The 16315-nt window shown below is 63.6% G+C and carries 13 protein-coding genes; 5 read left to right on the top strand and 8 right to left on the bottom strand.

The features are described from left to right. Nucleotides 1-389: 389 nt before the first annotated feature. The gene (locus IGS60_RS01775; RefSeq protein WP_230502038.1) at nt 390-1832 is read right to left on the bottom strand and encodes an IgA Peptidase M64; all 1443 of its coding nucleotides are present in this window, start codon (nt 1830-1832) and stop codon (nt 390-392) included. Between the two features lie 213 nt (nt 1833-2045). Between IGS60_RS01775 and IGS60_RS01770 the strand changes: the two genes are divergently transcribed. Both IGS60_RS01770 and IGS60_RS01765 read left to right on the top strand, forming a co-directional pair. Beyond that, a complete protein-coding gene (locus IGS60_RS01770; protein WP_230502036.1) occupies nt 2046-2648 on the top strand; it encodes a TetR/AcrR family transcriptional regulator in 603 nt (200 codons plus the stop codon). An 8-nt stretch (nt 2649-2656) separates the two neighbouring features. After that, a complete protein-coding gene (locus tag IGS60_RS01765) occupies nt 2657-3859 on the top strand; it encodes a DUF418 domain-containing protein (RefSeq protein ID WP_230502034.1) in 1203 nt (400 codons plus the stop codon). On the opposite strand, the gene IGS60_RS01760 is transcribed toward IGS60_RS01765, so the two are convergent. The 3 genes from IGS60_RS01760 to IGS60_RS01750 all read right to left on the bottom strand — a co-directional run bounded on the left by IGS60_RS01760 (nt 3850) and on the right by IGS60_RS01750 (nt 9059). After that, nucleotides 3850-5103, bottom strand: a complete 1254-nt coding sequence (locus IGS60_RS01760) for a cyanophycinase (RefSeq protein ID WP_099409200.1) — start codon at nt 5101-5103, stop codon at nt 3850-3852. The genes IGS60_RS01765 and IGS60_RS01760 overlap by 10 nt on opposite strands. Nucleotides 5104-5265: 162 nt before the next feature. Beyond that, entirely contained in the window at nt 5266-8025 is a 2760-nt protein-coding gene (locus IGS60_RS01755) for a TonB-dependent receptor (protein ID WP_230502032.1), read from the bottom strand. A 32-nt stretch (nt 8026-8057) separates the two neighbouring features. Beyond that, on the bottom strand, nt 8058-9059 hold the full coding sequence (locus tag IGS60_RS01750) for a MurR/RpiR family transcriptional regulator (RefSeq protein ID WP_230502030.1): 1002 nt from the start codon (nt 9057-9059) through the stop codon (nt 8058-8060). A 175-nt stretch (nt 9060-9234) separates the two neighbouring features. On the opposite strand from IGS60_RS01750, the gene IGS60_RS01745 reads away from it, so the two are divergent. Both IGS60_RS01745 and IGS60_RS01740 read left to right on the top strand, forming a co-directional pair. Continuing rightward, nucleotides 9235-10395: a succinylglutamate desuccinylase/aspartoacylase family protein gene (locus IGS60_RS01745; RefSeq protein ID WP_230502028.1), complete on the top strand. Its 1161-nt coding sequence runs from the start codon at nt 9235-9237 to the stop codon at nt 10393-10395. Nucleotides 10396-10413: 18 nt separating this feature from the next. Further along, nucleotides 10414-11802 carry a YfcC family protein gene (locus IGS60_RS01740; protein ID WP_162995779.1) on the top strand — a complete coding sequence of 463 codons (1389 nt, stop codon included), beginning with the start codon at nt 10414-10416 and terminating at the stop codon, nt 11800-11802. Between the two features lie 24 nt (nt 11803-11826). On the opposite strand, the gene IGS60_RS01735 is transcribed toward IGS60_RS01740, so the two are convergent. Continuing rightward, nucleotides 11827-12252 carry a GNAT family N-acetyltransferase gene (locus IGS60_RS01735; RefSeq protein WP_070311750.1) on the bottom strand — a complete coding sequence of 142 codons (426 nt, stop codon included), beginning with the start codon at nt 12250-12252 and terminating at the stop codon, nt 11827-11829. 166 nt (nt 12253-12418) lie between these two features. Continuing rightward, entirely contained in the window at nt 12419-12616 is a 198-nt protein-coding gene (locus IGS60_RS01730; protein ID WP_070288640.1) for a hypothetical protein, read from the bottom strand. A 265-nt stretch (nt 12617-12881) separates the two neighbouring features. Here IGS60_RS01730 and argH point away from each other — a divergent pair, with 265 nt between their 5' ends. Further along, nucleotides 12882-14279 (top strand): argininosuccinate lyase, encoded by a 1398-nt coding sequence (gene argH, locus IGS60_RS01725; protein ID WP_070288641.1) that lies wholly within the window; start codon nt 12882-12884, stop codon nt 14277-14279. 59 nt (nt 14280-14338) lie between these two features. On the opposite strand, the gene IGS60_RS01720 is transcribed toward argH, so the two are convergent. Together IGS60_RS01720 and IGS60_RS01715 are read right to left on the bottom strand one after the other, a co-directional pair. After that, nucleotides 14339-15307: an IS1595 family transposase gene (locus tag IGS60_RS01720; RefSeq protein WP_230502026.1), complete on the bottom strand. Its 969-nt coding sequence runs from the start codon at nt 15305-15307 to the stop codon at nt 14339-14341. Nucleotides 15308-15399: 92 nt separating this feature from the next. Continuing rightward, nucleotides 15400-16056: a hypothetical protein gene (locus IGS60_RS01715; protein ID WP_070224268.1), complete on the bottom strand. Its 657-nt coding sequence runs from the start codon at nt 16054-16056 to the stop codon at nt 15400-15402. Nucleotides 16057-16315: the final 259 nt, after the last annotated feature.

Below are 16315 nucleotides of genomic sequence, written 5' to 3'. Positions count from 1 at the left end.
TGCATTCTCGGGGAACTGGTACAGGGCGAAAATTACTCTACAGCATTTAGATACGTGATTCGCGATGAGTCCGGTCCGCATGCTTATCGTTTTTGAGCTAGGTCAACTATAAGTGCGATTGCGGCGATGCAACATTGATATACATCAAATTCTACATCAATATTATTTAAATGAACTAATTGACAAGCAATCGAATCGCGGTGCTTATTTGATAATATCGCGGGGCTGGCGCACAGAAAGGCGGCCGAGCAAAAGAAGGGGGAATTGCCTGAAAAACAAACTACGCGGCGCCGTGGCGCGCGGCGCAAGGCGGGGAACGGTGAAACGGGGGGCCATGCTATTGCGATGCAACATGGCCCACCATGCTTATTCCAACGATATGAACGGCATTATTTTCCCGGCACCGTGGCGGGACGCGAATACAGGTCGATGATGGTGCTGATGCCATCCTGGCATACGGAACAGAAGGTCTCGCTGCGGTCGAACATGATGCACTGCATCTCGGGCCGGTAATAGCCGGACGATTCATAGTTCGCGCCTTCGAAGGCGCCCACCGCATGGCGCTGCGGCGCCTTCGAGAACAGCTGCTGCGTGTATGCCAGGTCGGCCTTGAACAAGCCGCTCATCTCGCTTTCCGGGCGGTTGGCCGCGCGCAGGGCGGCGCGCTGCTTCTGGTATTCACGCGCATGGCTGTCGTACGCTTCCTTCGGCCAGGGTGTCGGCAGCGGCGTGCCGGCCTTGACGTGGCTCTTCCATTTCAGCTTGGACGGATCGCGCAGCGCCGTGGCGTTCGGCTCCCACGGCTCCTGGCGCTCACCGTTCGACTGGTAGGCCACAGGCGAAGTGTAGTACTCGTCGGCCAGGCCGGCGAAATGGTGGCCGAATTCATGCACGAACAGGTAGTTGGCCCAGTCGTTGTTCGCTGCCGCCGTGCTGAACTGGCCGAAGATGCCGCCACCGCCGTAGGTATCGTTATTGACGAGGATTTCGATGAATTCGTACGGCGCGTACTGCGCCAGGTCGCGCAATGCGCGGTTGTCCGTCGTCAGCACATAGCGCTCGCTGCCGAAGATGTCGTAGCGCGTGCCCAGCGGCGAGGCGTGATGCACGCCCGTCGATGGGCGCGACACGCCCGATTCCGGCGTCGGCGCGGCCATGGCCCAGACGTTGAAATCTTTGGCCCGCTCGCGAAACGGCGAGACGGTAAACAGGTGCTCGGCCAATTTGCGCGCCGTCGCTTCGAACTTGCCCATTTCGGCGGCCGTGTAGCCATCGCCCATGATCAGGAGATCGACCTTCTCGGACGAGGGGCCTTCGACACGGATCGGGATCGGCTTGACGGGCGCCGGCGGCTGCTTGCGGATCACGTCCTGCGCGGCAGGATCGACGTCGGTGCTCCACACAATGGAAAACAGGCCACGCTCGTCGCGCTTGAGGATGCGCACGCGCACGGGGTGCTCGGGCTGCGGGAAGCGCACGGATTCCTGAAACGCGCGCGTGGTGGTTTTCGCTTCGTCGGTGCTGGCCCACTCGCCGAAGATGGTGGAAAAGCCGCGCGAGTACAGCACCTTGCCCGACTTGATGTCGACCACTTCCAGCATATTGTTGCCGCGGTTGCTGTCGTCGATGGGACGCGCCAGGTTACCGGCCCATGGCAGGGGCTCGACCAGCACGCGTTCGACCGCATAGTGCTCGCCCAGCGCATTGCCGCTGTGCTGGTAATCGAGGCGCATGGTGGCCGGCTGGGCAGCATTGGCCGCTTGCGCGGCAGGGACGATGCCGGCGGCCAGCGCCAGCGCGCACAGGAAGGATCGAATCGGGGTCTGCTGCATCTCATTCCTAACACGGTAGAAAAACGGGTAAAAGAAGCGGTTTTCCGAACAAACAGCGGCGCCAGCGGCGGGCATGGAAAAATCCGGTGCGGCACATTGTAGCGACAGGAATCGGCACTGCAAAGCATCCATTTCACGCCCCGCTTGACCGCGCCGCGCAATCCATTTATATTAGACTGACTAGTCGATTAAACAAAAGGACAGCCAACCACCATGCGCACCATCGATCCCGATAAACACGCGGCCCGCCGCGACGCCATTCTCGCCGCCGCGCGCCACTGCTTCGCGCGCAAGGGCTTTCACCAGACCAGCACCGCCGCCATCTGCGCGCAGGCGGGCATGAGTCCTGGCAACCTGTTTCACTATTTCCCCACCAAGCAAGCCATCATCGCCGCCATCGTCGACCAGGAAGGCAGCGAGACGGCCGCCTATTTCGCCGGCGTGCAAGGCAGCGCCGATGCGTACGGCGCCCTGCTCGACTTCATGGACCTGGTGCTGGCGCTGGCGGCCGACGGGGACTTTGCGGGACTGGCGCTGGACATTGCCGCCGAGGCGATGCGCGACACGGACATCGCGGCCAGGGTGGCGCGCAACGACGCCAGCCTGCGCGGCGGCCTGCAAACCTTGCTGGCAGAGGCGGCGGCGGCAGGCCAGATCGACGCCGCGCTGGACGCCGCGCAAACGGCTGGCTGGATCGCCGCGCTGATCGACGGCATCTTCAACCGGGTCGCCGTCGATCCCGATTATGCACCGCTGGCGCAGCGCGCCAGTTTGCACCTGCTGCTGGCGCGCTTCCTGCGCCCTGCCCTGGCATGAGCGCCGCCATGCCAACCCCGCCCGCGCGCATTGCCGACGTCGACGCCCTGCGCGGCTGCGCCCTGTTCGGCATTTTGGCCGTCAATATCGGCGCCTTCGCCACGCCCTGGTTCGGTCTGGGCATGACCGATCCCGCCTTTCACGGCGGCGTCGACCACGCTACGCATTTTCTTGTCGCGCTGCTGTTCGAGACCAAGTTCTACCTGCTGTTTTCCTTCCTGTTCGGCTACAGCTTCACCTTGCAGATGCAGGCGGCCGCGCGCGCCGATGCGCCGTTCGTGCCGCGCATGCTGCGCCGGCAGGCGGGCCTGTGGCTGATCGGCGCCCTGCATGCCGTGTTCCTTTTTCATGGCGACATACTGACCACCTACGCCGTGCTGGGCATCGTGCTGCTGGCGCTGCACCGTTGCGGCGAACGCCAGGCACTGTGCCTGGCCCTGGTGCTCGTCACCGTCTGCGCCGCGTTCTGGGCAGGCATGGCCTGGCTGCAAAGCCTGCAGCCGGCGGGCGACGCGGCGGACAACGCCGTGGCGATGGCGCAAAAGGCGGCAACGGCGCTGGCCGCCTACCGCGCCACGCCGGCCGCCGTCGTCAGTCAGCACTTGCGCGAACTGAGCGACATCTGGATCGTCCTGCTGCTGGTGCAGGCACCGTGCGCGCTGGCCATGTTCCTGTGCGGCCTGGCCGCCGGCAAGCGCGAGATGCTGCTGCACGCGGCCGACTATCTGCCGCTGCGCCGCCGCCTGCTGTGGGCCGGCGCGCTGGCAGGCCTGCCCGGCGCCGCCGTATATGCGTGGACCTCCGTGTATGGCGAGAGCCAGGCATGGCAGGTGGCGGGACTGGCCGTGGGCCTGGCGAGCGCGCCGCTGCTGGCGGGCGCCTACCTGGCATGCGCGCTGACCCTGTTCGAACGGCTGCGCGACGGCACGCTGTTTGCGCTGCTGGCCGATACGGGCCGCATGGCCCTGTCGAACTACCTGCTGCAGTCAGCCGTCTGCGCCTGGCTGTTCCTCGCGTATGGCGCACGCTTGATGGGCAGCGTCTCGCCGCTCGGCGCACTGGCGCTGGCCCTCATCATCTTCAGCCTGCAGCTGCCCCTGAGCCGCTGGTGGCTGCGCGGCCACGCCTATGGCCCCGTCGAATGGCTGCTGCGGGCCCTGACGATCGCCGCGTGGCCGCGCTGGCGGCGCGCCAGTGCAAGCTACTTGTAGCGGTACAGCGGCTGGCGCAGCTGGATGGGGCGGATGTCGAGGCGCAGCTTGAGCACCGAATACGCTTCCGCCTCGGTCGAGCTGTAGCCGACGCTGTTGACCGTTTTACTGAAGCGGAACTCGAAGCCCAGCTCCGGGTACGGGTCGCGCGGGTTGCCGAAGGCGATGCCGATGGCTTCCTGCTGCGCGTTGTCGATCAGGTTGCCCATCAGGTCGAGCACGGCGTTGTTGCCGAGGATATCGTTGGTAAACACGGGTTCGCGCATGTCGGGCTGGTTCGGATCGAGCTTGTTGTCGGCCTTGTCCGGCGAGGGCGTAAACACGCGCGTGACGAGGTTGAATTTGTCGCCCCGGTCCAGATAGCTGATGGCAGCATTGCTGATATTGAAATTTTTCACGCCGCGGTCGCTGATGGCGCCCGACAGGTCGATCAGCAGGGCGCCGCTGTAGCCGATCACTTCCACGTCGCGCATGGCGTCGACCACCATGGCGCTGTTTTCATCGATACCCAGTCCCAGGTGATAGCCTTTTTTCAGCATCACGGGAATCATGCGCGCAAAGCGCCCGCGCACCAGCAGATGCTGGTCCACAAAAACGTCGCTGCCGATGAAGCCCAGTCCGGGCGCGATCTCGCGGCCATCCGTGACGCCCATCTTGAGCATGTCGAGCACGGGTTTGGCATCGTAGAACATGGTGGTGCTCATGATGGCCGCGCCGGCACTGGAGCCGGCGATCACGCCGCCGTTGCGGTAGACCGACCAGATGGCTTCCAGCGCGGCCGTGCGGCTGCCGTCCGGGCGCAGCAACGCTTGCGTGATGCGCCCCTGGTCGCCGCCGGCAAAATAGATGCCGGTGGCCGACTTGATCTGCGTGACGATGGCCGGATCTTCGGCCGCCTTGCGGTAATCGCGATTGGCCAGCTTGACGGCCAGCGGCACGAAAAAGGCGTCCGCACCATATTGATTGAGCTTCCTGATGATGCTTTCACCCGATTTTTCCGGGTTCATCGCGGCCGAGGCCAGCACGGCGATGCGCGCGCCCGGACCGCCCGACAACTTGACGATGCGCTGCCACACTTCGGCATTGTCGGCGCGCAGGCCGCCGCCGATGATGACGAGCGTGCCCTGCGGCGCGCTGCCGATGGCGCTGCCGCCGGGCGCCGCCACGGCATGGAAGCTGCACAATGCCAGCGCGAACAGCAGCGCGGCGCAAAAGGTGTGGTACCGGCTTGAGAATAATTTCATGATGCCTTTCGAATACAAGGAAAGGGGCGCGCACTTGTTGATACCGGCGCGCGCCCTTGCTGCCAAAACTGCTGCCTGCCACCCAACTGCATCGAACTACGATACTACTTGCCGCATATGACAGCGTTGTTGCGCTATCTCCACGCTTCTATGTAAAACTGCTTACTTGAAGCTGTAATTGGCGCTGGCGTAGAAGCGTCGGCCGCGCGGGTCCGCGTAGGTCGGGTCATAGCCGGAGAGGAAATAGTAGGCCTGGTTTGAGTATGGCGGACTGGTATTGAACAGATTCTGTATGCCGGCGCGCAGCTTGAACTGCTGGCTGACCGCATACGCGCCCGACATGTCCCACAGCGTGTAGGCCTTCACCCGGTTCGGCTTGACCACGCTGCCGTCGTCCGTGTTGATGGCCGAGTTCTGGTCATCGTAGCCGCTCGAATACGTATTCGACAGGCTGGCCGAATACGGGCCATTGTCCCAGTCGAGGGTGATCGTATGGCGCCAGCGCTGCACCACGCCGTCCGTGACAAACTTGTTCAGATTGCTGATGAAGACATCGCCAGGGCTGGTCTGGATTTTTGAGCCGAGCACATAGGTGCCGCTCAGATGTCCGCCAAAGCGTCCCCACGCCGTTTTCACGCCATGCAGGTCGGCCGTGATATCGATGCCCGAGGCTTTTTGCGCACCGCGGTTTTCCTTGCGCAGCTCGATGTAGCGGATTCCATTGTCTTCGTCGCGGTGTACGAGATTGCCGTACTTGGACAGGTTGGACAGGATGATGTCATCGCCGATTTCGCTGATCAAATCCGTGCGCCTGATGTTCCAGTAGTCGGCACTGAAGGTCCAGTGCTGGCCGGGCTCGAGCACCACGCCGGCCGTGAACTGGCGGCTGCGCTCCGGTTTCAGCTTGTCGTTGCTGTAGCGGCGCGTACGCCAGTTGTCGGCGCAGACGGAGTAGTCGTTGTTCTCGGCTTCGCAGTACACGGGATCAGGCAGGGTCGCCGTCTGGCTGTAGACAGTGGGCCGATGCAGGTCCGACATCGACGGCGCGCGGAAGCCCTTGCCAGCCGAGGCGCGCAGCAGCACCTCCTTGCTGGGCATGTAGGTCAGGCCGATCTTCGGACTGAGGGCGCCGCCCACTTGCTGGTAATGGTCATAGCGGCCGGACAGCTGCGCCTGCCATTGCTTGCTAAACGGCAATAGCAATTCACTATAGATGGCCTGCACGTTGCGGCTGTCGCTGGTGGCCACGCCGCCTTCGGGCGCGTCATCGTTGGTGATGTTACCGCTCATTAGCAATGCGGATGGCCGGAAATCCGTGCGCTCGCGCCGCACTTCGCCGCCCACCGCCAACGCCATGTCGCCGCCGCCCATGGACATCAAGGCACGCGACACCTTGAAATCGAGCGCATCCATGACGCCGCGCGCGTGCCGCACTTCGTCGTTGACCTGGATGCTCTCGAGCAGCGCCTTGCCCGCCGCACTGGAGGGGCCGAAGGGATTGATGGTGCCATCCGTGATGCCCTTTTGTAGCTGGTCTGCCAGGAGGTAGCCGTGCGTGTCCTTGTCCCTGACCACATTGACACTGTGATTCAAGCCCACGTCGTAATCCCAGCCGCCCACGGTGCCGGTGGCGCCCACCACGTAACGCTGGCTTTCGCTGGTCAATTCGCTGGTGCGCATGCCCGCTTCGTTCAGGCGGATGCGCAGGGCCAGCGTGCCGGTCAACCCGGCAGCGTTCAGCTGCGGCACCATGCTGGCGTCGATTTCGCCATCCGGCCGCGCTGTCGATCCCACGTAATAGCTGCGCGAGCGGCTCAGCGCCACCTCCGCATACAATTGGTGATCGTTATTCAGTTTCAGCACGCCGCGTGTGAGCAGGTTCTGCTTGTCCGTTTTCGGATACAGCTCGGTGTCGCCCATGTAGTTATAGGTACACGCATCGACGCCGCCCGTGCCGGCAGGCAGGTACACATTGGCCGGTCCGCTGCAGCCCGGAATCGACAGATTAATCAGGCGATTCGTGATCGGCTGGCCATTGAGCAGGAAGCCCTGCTCCTGCAGGTAGTCGCGCTGGTCGCTGGAGAGGCGGATATTTGCCGGACTGGTGTAACTGGACAGCAAATGGCCGAGGCGTTCCGGCACCTGCAGGTGCGGAATGAACTTGCGCTGCGAGGTGCTCAGACGGTCGGTTTTTTGCAGGTCGACCACGGCAAAGATATTGTAGCCATCCGTGGCCAGGTCGCCCGTGCCGGCCGTGATGCTGGCCGTGCGCTTGCCGGCGCCGCCTTCCTGCGTGCCGCTGCCGTAGGCGTTCAGCTCCACGCCCTGGTAATCCTTGCGCGTAATAAAATTGATGACGCCGCCGATGGCGTCCGTGCCGTACAGGGCCGAGGCGCCGTCGAGCAGCACTTCCACACGCTGCAGGGCGGCGGCGGGAATGTTATTGAGGTCCACGCCCGCATCGTCGCCGGGCGAGGCAAAGTTGGCCATGCGCCGGCCATTGAGCAGCACCAGGGTCGACGAGGTGCCCACGCCGCGCAGATTGGCGCTGTTGAAGCCGCGCTGGTCGCCGCCCACGTTGATGCTGACGCCATCGGTCAGGCCGCCCACGTTGGCCGACACGCGCGCCATCAGCTCGGCCGCCGTCGTCACGCCCGCCTTTTCGATCTCGGCCCGCGTGATGATCTGCACGGGCAGCGCCGTCTCCGACTCCAGCCGCTTGATGGCCGACCCCGTGATTTCCACGCGCTGCATTTTTTTCGGCGCCGGCTCCACATCCGGCCCCTGCTCTTGCGCCTGCGCGCCGCCGGCCAGCATGCCCAGCGCCGCCGACACGCTCAGGGCCCCCAGCGCCAGCCGCACGCCTTGCGCCAGCACCGATTCGCGCGGCAAGGAGCCGCCGTCCTGTTTTTTCATCTGCATTGTCATTCTCCCCGGATGTTGATGCCTGATTTTTATAATGATTTTGGGACTGCCTTGCGTTGCTTTGAAGCTGTTTTCCGCGCGCCTTGCACGCCATGTTCGCCGCCATACAGATAGGCGGAGATGACTTCGCTCAAGCGGGCCGCTTTTTCTACGTTCTTCCTGTTCGATACCATCAGCGCCACGGCCAGCGCCTCGATCATCGCCAGCGCCGTGCTGGCGCTGCTGGGCAGGACGGGATGCGTGCTTTGCGCATACAGCGCGTGGTCGGCCAGTTCGGCCAGGGGCGACGCGGGCGAGTCGGTAAGCGCCACGATGCAGGCGCCGCGGTCGCGCGCAAAGCTGGCCAGGCCGATGCAGTCGAGCGTGTAGCGGGGGAACGAGATCACCACGAGCACGTCCTGCGCCGTCAGGTTGACCAGGTGACCGGCTGCCACTTCCGAGCCGCCGATGCCCACCACTTCCACCACGTGCGGGCAAAACGGCTGCAGATGCTGCACCAGCATGCCCGCCAGGTTGGCCGACAGGCCGAAACCCATCACGTACACGACCTTGGCGCGCGTCAGGCGGCGCACCACGGCCAGCATGGCGGGCGGCGACAGGGCATCGGACGTGGCGGCGATGTTCGCGGCCGCATATTCCAGGCTTTCCGTGATGGGCGAGGTGGCGCGCGCGCGCCGTTCTATCGTGCGGCGCAGTTTGTCGACCGGCTGCAGCAGCGATTGCAGGGTTTCGGCCATGGCGCCGCGCATGGCCGAGTAATTCTTCTGACCGATATCGCGCGCGAAGCGACTGATGGTGGCCGTCGATACCTGGCAGCTGTCGGCCAGTTCCTCGATGCCCAGCGCCGTCACGCGCATCTGGTTGCGCAGCAGGTAATCGGCGATCTGCCGCTGCGAAGCCGAGCCGCCGGCCAGCACGTGCATCAGCGCCTGCCCCAGCGGCGATTGCGCGAAGGCGGCATCGGGCGACGCCAGCGAGGTGGCAAGTGGCGTGGGGGCGCTGCTTCTGGCAGGACTGGCGGATGCTCTCATATCACTGGCGGCCTGTATTCTTGGGCACTGCTGATCACTGGCGGAGGGGGAAATCGGGTCGCTGGAACTTACTGTACTCATATCAAAAAGAAAACTCAACAAATATTTGTAAAAGGATTTTCATTGATTTACTTCGTGAAAATATTGCTACATAATCGACCGGAATCCATCAACCATGCACCTTTTCGGGGCGCCCACCATGCAAGTACAGCAGCATTCCATCTCCACCGCGCACGCCAGCATGTCATGCCAATTGAGCAGCTTCCACTTCGGCACCGCGGCCGCCACCAGCCGCAGCGGCAAGAAGGTCTACATCCAGGCGGCCCTGCACGCGGACGAGGTACCGGGCATGCTGGTGTCGCAATTTTTGCGCCGCGAACTGCTGGCGCTGGAAGCGGCCGGCAAGGTGCACGGCGAAATCATCCTGGTACCGGCCGCCAACCCGATCGGCCTGGCGCAAGCCATCCATGGCGCGCCGTTCGGCCGTTTCGACCTGACCACCGGCATCAACTTCAACCGCGCCTACCGCCACGTGGCTGATGAATTGAAAACCACGCTCGATGGCCAGCTGGGGCAGGATGCGCAAGCCAACGTGGCGCTGATACGCGAGCACGCGCGCGCCGCCGTCGCCGCCTGGCGGCCGGGCACGGATGCGGAGACGCTGAAGAAAACCCTGCTGGGCATGGCCATCGACGCCGACATCGTGCTCGACCTGCATTGCGATAACGAGGCAGCCCTGCACATCTATACGGGCACGCCGCTGGCGGCACAGATCGCGCCCCTGTCCGCGCTCCTGGGTGCGCGCGCCGTGCTGCTGGAACTGGCGGCAGGCGAAGAGCCGTTCGACGAAGCCTGCAGCCGCTTGTGGTGGGATCTCGACGCGCACTTCGGCGGCCGCTATCCGATTCCCGCCGCCTGCCTGTCGACCACCGTCGAACTGCGCGGCGAGGTGGAGGTGAGCTACGCCCTGGCCGAACGCGACGCCGCCGCCCTGCTGCGCTTTCTCGCCATCGAGGGCGTGCTGGACATCGCCGGCGCCGGCGACGACCTGCCCGCGCCGCAATGTACGCCAACGCCGCTGGCGGGCGTGGAACCGATTCTCGCGCCGCATCACGGCGTGCTGGTCTACCTGCGGGAAATGGGCGACGTATTGGCCGCCGGCGACGCGGTGGCCGACCTGATCGACCCCGTCAGCGGCGAGACGACAACCTTGCGCTGCACCGTCGCCGGCGTCTTTTTTGCGCGCAGCGCCCACCGCCACGTCCTGCGCGGCATGAACGTCGGCAAGGTCGCAGGCAGCATCGCCTTCCGCGGCGGCAGCCTGCTGAGCCAATAGATGTCACAAAAAAGCGCCATGAGAACATTCAAGCTCCCCAATACCTTCGTCCTGCTGTGCGCCATCCTGGCTATGATCGCCCTGGCGACCTGGCTGGTACCGGGCGGGAAATTCGACACCCAGCTGGTCAACGGCAAGCAGCTGATCATCCCCGGCACGTTTCATTACGTAGCCAACAAGCCGCAGGGCCTGGCCGCGCTGATGATGGCGCCCATCAAGGGCTTCGTCGACGCCAGCCTGATCATCGGCTTCGTGCTGATCGTCGGCGGCGCCTTCGCCGTGCTGCAAAAAACGGAAGCCTTCGATTCGCTGATCAAGGCCATCGCCAAGGCCCATACCAGTTCGCGCTTCGTGCGCGCCGCCATCATCCCCGTCTTTTTCACCATGTTTTCGCTGGGCGGCGCCACCTTCGGCATGAACGAGGAAGCGATTCCCTTCATCCTGATCTTCGTGCCGCTGGCCCTGGCCCTGGGCTACGACACCATCACGGGCGTGTCGATACCCTTCATCGGCTCGCAGGTGGGCTTTTCCGCCGCCTTTTTAAATCCGTTCAACGTCGGCATCGCGCAGGGCATCGCGGGCGTGCCGATCTTTTCCGGCATCGGCTACCGCCTGATCGTGTGGGCCATCGCCACGGCCGTCAGCATCGTGTTTTTGATGTGGTATGCGGCGCGCATCAAGCGCCATCCGGAAAAAAGCCCGACCTACCTGCTCGATATCGAAAAGCGCAGCGAACATTCGATGGACCTGGACAGCTTTGCCGGTATGACGCGCACGCACCGCGCCGTGCTGTGGATCTTCATGGCGACCTTGCTGACGATGGTCGTCGGCGTCGTCAAGTACGACTGGTTCATCGATGAAATCGCCGCGTTGTTCCTGGTGATGGCCATCATCGTCGGCCTGGTCGGCCGGCTCGACATGGACAGCCTGGTCGCCTCCTTCGTGCAGGGCGCGCGCGACATGGTCAGCGTGGCGCTGGTCATCGCGCTGGCGCGCGGCACCATGATCCTGGCGCGCGACGCGCAGATCATCGACACCATACTGCATGCATTGACGCCCCTGGTGGCCTCGTCGAGCCCCGTCTTCGCCGCGCAAAAGATGTTCTTCATGCAGTCGGTGATCAACTTCTTCATCCACTCGGGCAGCGGCCAGGCGGCGCTGACCATGCCCATCATGGCGCCGCTGGCCGACCTGGTCGGCGTGACGCGCCAGACGGCCATCCTGGCCTTCCAGTTCGGCGAATTCACCACGCCGATGATCCCCACGTCCGGCATCACCGTCGGCGTGCTGGCGCTGGCGCGCGTGCCCTGGATCACGTGGGCCAAGTGGATGATCCCGCTGCAGCTGATCTACCTGGTGCTGGCGCTGCTGCTCTTGATTCCGCCGTGCCTGATGCACTGGCAGTGAGCGCCGGTCCAGCTGCTCAGGCAATCAACGCTGGTAGATATCCGGCACATACCGCTCCATCAGCGTCTCCGGCCTGAGCGGCGCCGTAAAGCCGTAGCGCGCATACAAATCATGCGCCGTGCTGGTGGCCAGCATGAAACGGCGCAGGCCCTGCAAGCCGGGATGCGCCGTCACGGCCTCCATCAGGCGCTGGCTGTAGCCGCGGCCGCGGTATTCTTCCAGCACATACACGTCGACCAGATAGGCAAACGTGGCGTAGTCGGTGACCACGCGGGCGAACGCCACCTGACGGCCGTCCAGCGTGCCGCCAAAGCAGAGCGAATGGTCGATCGCGCGCTGTACGGTGGCCAACGGGATGCCGATGGCCCATGTCGATTGCGTGCTGAGAAAATGGTGAATGGCTGGAACGTCGAGTTCCGCCTTGTCGGTGCTGATCATCAAATGTGACATCGCGCTGGCCCTGCTATCGTTGAAAAACACGATCATCGGCCTTTTTGCTGCGGCTGTCACCAGGGCTCGATAGAACCGGGGGCGCCGCCCGTTCTGCCTGTCCGTGATGCGGTGTTGCTGTTTGCTGCCGATGCTTCTTGTACTGCCTGCAATCCCATCGCCACGCTTACAGGGCAGCTTTTTCTTCGGCGCTCAAACGCTTGGCGCTGACGTACACGGTGTGCATGGTGGCTTGATCGGCGCTGGCGGCGATGGGGGCCGGCGCGGCGCGGAACTTCGGCACGGCAGCGGTGGCCAGGCTGGTGGCGGCGGCGACGGCGATGATGGCAACGAAGATGGCTTCCATGTTTTTAGCGATGTTCATGATGGTGTCCTTTGGGTGGCTGGTTGTGTGCTGCGATGATTGAACTGTAGGCCGATCGCCCCTGAACTGCCATCGGATTGCGACCAAACGCACGATTCGCGGGACAGAATACAAAAAGCCCGGATGAAACGCACAACAGGTCATCGCCGTGGCATTTGAGGCTTGCCAGCCCCATTCCTGGCCATTTCAGCGCCCTGCAAGCCCCTAAAAGCCCTACCGCCGGCCAACCTTGTTTATAATCGCCGTACACTAAAGGACTTCTTTCATGACTGATCAATTCTCCAAAAAGGGCGAAGCCTGGTCGGCCCGGTTTTCCGAACCGGTCTCGGACCTCGTCAAGCGCTACACAGCTTCTGTATTTTTTGACAAGCGCCTGGCGCTGTTCGACATCGAAGGTTCGCTGGCCCATGCGGAAATGCTGCATGCGCAAGCCATCATCAGCCCGGCCGACTACGCGGAAATCCAGCGCGGCATGGCGCAAATCTCGCAGGAAATCGCCGCCGGCCAGTTCGAATGGCTGCTGGACCTGGAAGATGTCCACCTGAATATCGAAAAACGCCTGACCGAACTGGTAGGCGATGCGGGCAAGCGCCTGCACACGGGCCGTTCGCGCAACGACCAGGTGGCCACCGACATCCGCCTGTACGTGCGTTCCGCCATCGACGACATCAGCGCCCTGCTGGCGACGTTGCGCAGCGCGCTGACGGACCTGGCCGAGCAGCATGCCGACACCATCATGCCGGGCTTCACCCACATGCAGGTGGCCCAGCCGATCACTTTCGGCCACCACATGCTGGCGTATGTCGAAATGTTCGGCCGCGACGCCGAGCGCATGGCCGACTGCCGCAAGCGCGTCAACCGCCTGCCGCTGGGCGCCGCCGCCCTGGCCGGCACCACCTTCCCCATCGACCGCCTGCGCGTGGCAAAAACGCTGGGCTTTGACGACGTGTGCCACAACTCGCTCGACGCCGTCTCGGACCGCGACTTCGCCATCGAATTTTGCGCCGCCTCCGCCGTGCTGATGATGCACGTGTCGCGCATGGCCGAAGAGCTGGTGATCTGGATGAGCCCACGCATCGGCTTCATCGACATCGCCGACCGCTTCTGCACCGGCTCGTCGATCATGCCGCAAAAGAAAAACCCGGACGTGCCGGAACTGGCGCGTGGCAAGACGGGCCGCGTCTACGGCCACCTGATTGGCCTCTTGACCCTGATGAAAGGCCAGCCGCTGGCCTACAACAAGGACAACCAGGAAGACAAGGAACCGCTGTTCGACACCGTCGATACCGTCATCGACACACTGCGCATCTTCGCCGACATGGCCGGCGGCATCACGGTGAAACCGGAAGCGATGCGCGCGGCGGCCCTGCAAGGCTACGCCACGGCGACCGACCTGGCCGACTATCTGGTCAAGAAAGGCTTGCCGTTCCGCGACGCCCATGAAGCGGTGGCCCTGGCCGTGCGCGCCTGCGTCGACGCCGGTTGCGACCTGGCCGACCTGTCTTTGGAGCAGCTGCGCGCGTTTTCGCCGCTGACCGGCGAAGACGTATTCGAGGTGCTGACCCTGGAAGGCTCCGTTGCCGCGCGCGACCACGTGGGCGGCACCGCGCCACGCCAGGTACGCGAAGCGATCGCCCGCGTGCGCACGCAGCTGGAAAAATAAAACCGGTTCTTGCCGGCAAGCGCCCCGCTGCAGCGATGCAGCGGGGCCTTTTTCATTGGCTATGTCACCATCAGATGTGGGAATGCTCCCAGCGTTGCCTTCAATAATGTTTCCGGGGAGCGGATGCGCCCGGCGTCCAGTATCCAGCGCCAGCCCAGGTAATTCGGCAGGTAGCGCGTCGCCACGCCGTGAAAGGGGCGTAGCCATGCCCGCAGGCGGCTGTGATATGCATTGACGTTCTGTACATGCGCGGCGCCCTGCACGCGGATGCCTGCGCGCAAATTGACGGCCTGGTGACTGATGCCCGCTTCACGCGCGAAGGCGCGATAGGCAGCGTGGCCGTCGGTGACCAGCAAAATGTCCTTGTCGATCATGGGCAATAAATAATGGCGCACCTGCGCCTTCGTCAGCGCCCCTTTTCCGGTGACGAAATCGAGGGTTTGTCCCGTACGGTCGCGCGCCACCAGGATGCAGACCTGCTCATTGGAAATGCCACGCCGGCGGGCATGACCGCCACGGCGGCGCGCCGGACGGGTCAGATGCCGCGATCCCTTTTCCGACTCCAACACATACAGCTCGTCCGCTTCGGCGATGCCATGCAGGCAATGGGGCCGGTCCGTCTTGGCCAGGCTTAAAAACCGGTGGCGCCAGCGAAAGGTGGTGTTGCGGTGCACGCCCAGTTGTAACGCCGCCTTGCGCACGGAATCTGATGCCAGCAGGCAATCGGCGTAATCAAGCCACAGTGATTTATGGCGCAAGCGCGCCAGCGGCGTGCCGGTGAGTGCATTGAAGGTGCGGCCGCACGGCACGCAACGGTAGCGCTGCAGTCCGTGCGCATGGCCATGCAGGTGAGCATGACTGCTATTGCAGGCAGGACAGTGCAACCGCTGCCGGGCCACGCTTTCGATCAGTGCCGCGGCAGCGCCCTGCGGTGCGCTTCCTCGCAGCAGAGCGATGCCCGCCAGGCGCTGGCGACGGTTCAGTACGGCGAACTGGGCGATGAAGGTTTTCCATTGAGCTATCTGCATGAAAGGCTCCCGTTTGTCTGCGATGCACAGTCAGACAGCAGGGATACAGGAAGATTCCTGAACTTCCCCTACTTAACGGGGACAGAGCCTTTTCATTGCGCGACGATTTTCGACAATACGGAAAAGGCCGCGCCCGTCTGCGATGCTTCCAGCAGCAAGGTCAGTTCCGTATACGTGCAAATGATGTTGATCAGGTTGATGCGCTCCCAGGCCAGGCGCTTGAGGATGGCGTGATACACGCCCGGCGTATAGCAGGTTTCAGCCGCCAGGTGCAGGGTGACGGCCGTCACCCGCTCCAGGCGCGCCAGTTCCTGCTCTTCACCGAACACCTCCTCCACCAGCGCGTGCAGCGAACGGCTGCAGATCACCATCACCTCGTTGACGCCGCGCGTAATGGTGATGAATGTGCCCCGCTGCGGCGCTGCCAGCGCCAGCAACTGGCGCTGGCAGGCATACGTCTGGTCGGAATAGCGGTAGGTAACAACCATCAATTCGCTGCGCGTGGACAGTTCGCCCGCGCGGTGCGCCAGCACAATCTCGCCGTTTTTCTGCTGCGGCATCCGCTCGGCCAGGCGGCGCAGCGCCATCACCACGGCGGCCTGCCCCACCGGTTTCCATAAGTCGGTCTGCAATTGCGGCTGCAGCTGGCGCGCCAGCTCCGACAGGTTGAGCAAGCCACGGCCCAATCCCTCGCTGAGAAAGGCCGATTCCATCACGATCTGTTCCACTTTGGTCGCTATCGAAAGCATAGTTCGTCGGGCCGGTGATTCCGGTGCACGCACCAGGAGCCGGCAACCCTTCCTGAAAAAAAGATGCACTGCGCCAGCGGCCGCGCCGGGCGGCGCGGTCGGACTTACAGAAAAGAATCCCCTCGCGGGGGAAGAGCCGGCTGGCGGCCGCTAGGAAGGCGGATGCAGCATGAGTGCCGCTCCAGAGGGGAAATGGCTGAAACCAACAGCAGAAAACAGAACTGACGTCATGTGAAACTCCCGATTTTTTTCCCGATGC

The organism is Janthinobacterium sp. FW305-128 (assembly GCF_020858135.1).
GTDB lineage: Bacteria > Pseudomonadota > Gammaproteobacteria > Burkholderiales > Burkholderiaceae_D > Janthinobacterium.
Note: the sequence above shows the minus strand (reverse complement) of the source record. Positions and strands in the feature narration are given on the sequence as shown.